Origin of the sequence: Curtobacterium sp. B18, assembly GCF_000333375.1 — a bacterium.
Taxonomy (GTDB): Bacteria; Actinomycetota; Actinomycetes; order Actinomycetales; family Microbacteriaceae; genus Curtobacterium.
Window position 1 is genome coordinate 1 of record NZ_BACZ01000601.1, and the last position, 3,011, is coordinate 3,011.

Below are 3,011 nucleotides of genomic sequence, written 5' to 3' on the forward strand. Positions count from 1 at the left end.
GATGATCGCGNAGGCGGCGAGGAACAGCGTCGCGGTCGAGCACGCGATGATCCACTGCGGCCCGACGCGCTGTGCGAGCCGTGCCGACACCTGCACCCCGACGACGACGCCGACGGAGTTCACGGCGAACAGCAGGCCGTACTCCTGCGCATCGAGCCCGTACAGCCCCTGGAACAGGAACGGCGACGAGCTGAGGTACGAGAACAGTCCGCTGAAGACCATCGCCCCGATGAGCGCGACCCCCACGAAGACGCGGTCCGAGAAGAGCGCGCGGTACCGCTGTCCGATGGTGGAGTGGCCGGCCTCGTGCCGACGGGCCGGCGGGAGCGTCTCGACGATGAGGAGGATCGATGCGATGACCACCGCGGCGCCGTAGCAGGCGAGGAAGACGAACACGCCGCGCCAGCTGACGAACCGGAGCATCTGCGAGCCGATGAGCGGGGCGAGGATCGGCGCGAGGCCGTTCACCATCGCCAGCCGGGACAGCATCCGCACGAGCGGCTTGCCACCGAACAGGTCGCGCACCGTCGCCATCGCCACGACGCCGCCGGCCGACGCGCCCATGCCCTGCAGGACGCGGAACACCGCCAGCACCTCGACGTTCGGCGCGAGCGCGGCCCCGATCGAGGCGCCCACGTGCACGGTCGTCGCGATGATGAGCGGGAGGCGACGACCGACCTTGTCGCTCCACGGGCCGACGAGGAGCTGCCCGGCCGCGAACCCGAGGGTCGTGGCCGTCAGGGTGAGCTGCACCGCCCCGTCGCTGATGCCGAACTCGTCCTTGAGCGACGGGAAGGCCGGCAGGTAGAGGTCGATCGTGAACGGCCCGAGCGCGGTGAGCGCACCGAGGACGAAGACGTAGACGAGTCGCTGGCTGCGGGAGAGCGCGTCTCCGGGGTGCAGGACGACACGGAGCGAACCGGTGGTTGCGGGCGCGGTCACGAGCAGGGGTCCTTCGACGGTGAGGGGGTGTGGGAGGTGATCGCGGCATCGATCGAATCGATTCGGCCGCGGTACCATCCTACGGCCCTCCCGAGCACTGCCGCAGCAGTTCCGCGCGTCCGCCCGCGTGTTGCCACGGCCGCCGCCCGGTTCCGACGCGGCCCATGCGGTACCGTCGGACTGCTCGTCAGCGCTCGTCCGCGCGGCCGAGCCGTCCCGCACGTTCCGTCGGAACACCGGCGGGGGGAACCGGATCAGAAGGGGGTGGCGTCATGGTGGACGCCCGCATCCTGCACACGACCGCCGCCCTGCGCGAAGCGATCCTGCGCCTCGCCGCCGATCGACCGGTGTCCGAGATCACGGTCGCCGACGTCACCCGTGCAGCCGGCATCAACCGCGCGACCTTCTACTCGCACGCGGTCTCCCCCGGGTCCCTGCTCGCGGACGTGCTGACGCCGGAGCTCGACCGCATCCGCCAGGACGACGCCGACGCCCGGCGCGTGGCCGCGAACCGCGGCGCGGACCTCGACGAACTCGCGATGATCACCCGGCGCGGCATCAACGCCGTGGTCGAGCACGTCGTCGCGCACCGTGACATCTACGGCAAGGCGCTGCCGGACCCGAACGACGCCTCGCTGCACCGGCTGCTCGTCGAGCACTTCACGGTGTCGAGCGAGCAGCACATCCGGTCGCTCGACGGCGAGCACCGACCGGAGCTGCTCGACGACGTCGCCGCGGGGTTCGTCGCCCAGGGGTTCGTCGGGGCGATCGAGGCGTGGCTCGCCGGACCGCGCCGGTCCCGCAAGGCACTCGTCGACACCATCGTGCTGTCGTTCCCGTCCTGGTGGCGCTGAACCCGCCCGACCCGTCAGTCGGTCGTGGGCTTCTCGCCGCGCTGCAGTGACCCGACGACGTCGACCGCCGCGCTGACGAGGTCCGCCTGGTCGTCGCCCGCCGGCACCCGGTAGTCGGCGGACACCCCGTCGCCGCCGGTACCGCTGGTCGGCAGGGGCTCGCCGAGGGAGACCACGACGACCCCGGCGTCGTGCGCCGTCTGGATGACCCCGGTCAGCGCCGAGGCGTCGACCGGGCGCACGAGCAGCGCCTTCGCGCCGGTCCGGACCAGCCGGTCCACCGCGGTGCGCTGTGCGGCGGCGGCCCCACGGGCGGGGGCGACGCGGACGTCCGGGCTGAAGCCGGCGTCCCTCAACCCGCGCTCGAGGTCGTCGCCGAGCGTGTCCTGCCCCGGTTCGAGGACGACGCCGATCACCGCGTGCCGGTCGAACCCGCCGTCGGAGCTCGTCAGGTCCGTGCTCTGCACCGGCGAGGGCGCCGCCGACGTCGTGCCCTGACACCCGGCCAGGGCGATGGTCACGCCGACGACCACGGCGGCGGTGACGAAGCGGAGGGGCACGAGGGCCACGCTACCCGCCCACCGGGACGGCCGATGGTGCCGGGACGGGCCCGAGCCGACGCACCGCTGCGACCGCGAGCGCCGCGATGACGGTCATGCCGCCGAACACCAGGGGGAACGACACCGCACCGTCCGCACCGCCCGTGCCGATGAACAGCAGGCCGGTGACGGCGAGTCCGATCACGCTACCGGAGGCGTCCGCGATCGTCAGGGCCGAGCTCGCGAAGCCGTCGTCGCCCTCGCCCGAGAACCGCAGGGTGAGCATCGAGGTCCGCGGGTAGATCGCCCCCATGCCCGCGCCGCCGACGAACCAGCCGACGACGAGCAGCCACCACGGCAACCCGAAGGTGGCGACGGTCAGCGCGGTGAGCAGACTGACGAGGACGAGCGCGAGGCCGACGGCGAAGGTCCTGGTGGCGGTGGCGCGGTCCTCGCCCAGGCGCCCGTGCACCCAGCTCGACCCGGCCCAGCTGAGCGCCGCGACCGTGAGTGCGAGCCCCGCGGCCGAGGCGGACAGGCCATCCTTCGCCTGCAGCAGGAACGGCACGTACGCCTCGCTGCCGAAGAACGAGGCCGCGACGAGGCCGCGCAACAGGATCACCGACGGCAGCCCGGGCGCGGCACGGAAGGTCCCGGCGGGCCACAACGGGGCGGA

The 3,011-nt window shown here is 72.9% G+C and carries 4 protein-coding genes; 1 reads left to right on the plus strand and 3 read right to left on the minus strand.

Annotated elements, in window-relative coordinates:
• Positions 1–942, minus strand: a 942-nt coding sequence (locus tag I5E_RS16290) for a multidrug effflux MFS transporter (RefSeq protein ID WP_022907920.1), incomplete at its 3' end; no start/stop codon positions are given.
• A 272-nt stretch (positions 943–1,214) separates the two neighbouring features.
• Between I5E_RS16290 and I5E_RS16295 the strand changes: the two genes are divergently transcribed.
• The gene (locus tag I5E_RS16295; RefSeq protein WP_022907921.1) at positions 1,215–1,796 is read left to right on the plus strand and encodes a TetR/AcrR family transcriptional regulator; all 582 of its coding nucleotides are present in this window, start codon (positions 1,215–1,217) and stop codon (positions 1,794–1,796) included.
• A 14-nt stretch (positions 1,797–1,810) separates the two neighbouring features.
• On the opposite strand, the gene I5E_RS16300 is transcribed toward I5E_RS16295, so the two are convergent.
• Entirely contained in the window at positions 1,811–2,356 is a 546-nt protein-coding gene (locus tag I5E_RS16300; protein ID WP_187290527.1) for a substrate-binding domain-containing protein, read from the minus strand.
• A 10-nt stretch (positions 2,357–2,366) separates the two neighbouring features.
• Positions 2,367–3,011 (minus strand): MFS transporter (locus I5E_RS16305; RefSeq protein ID WP_022907923.1); only part of this gene is annotated, 645 nt, incomplete at its 5' end.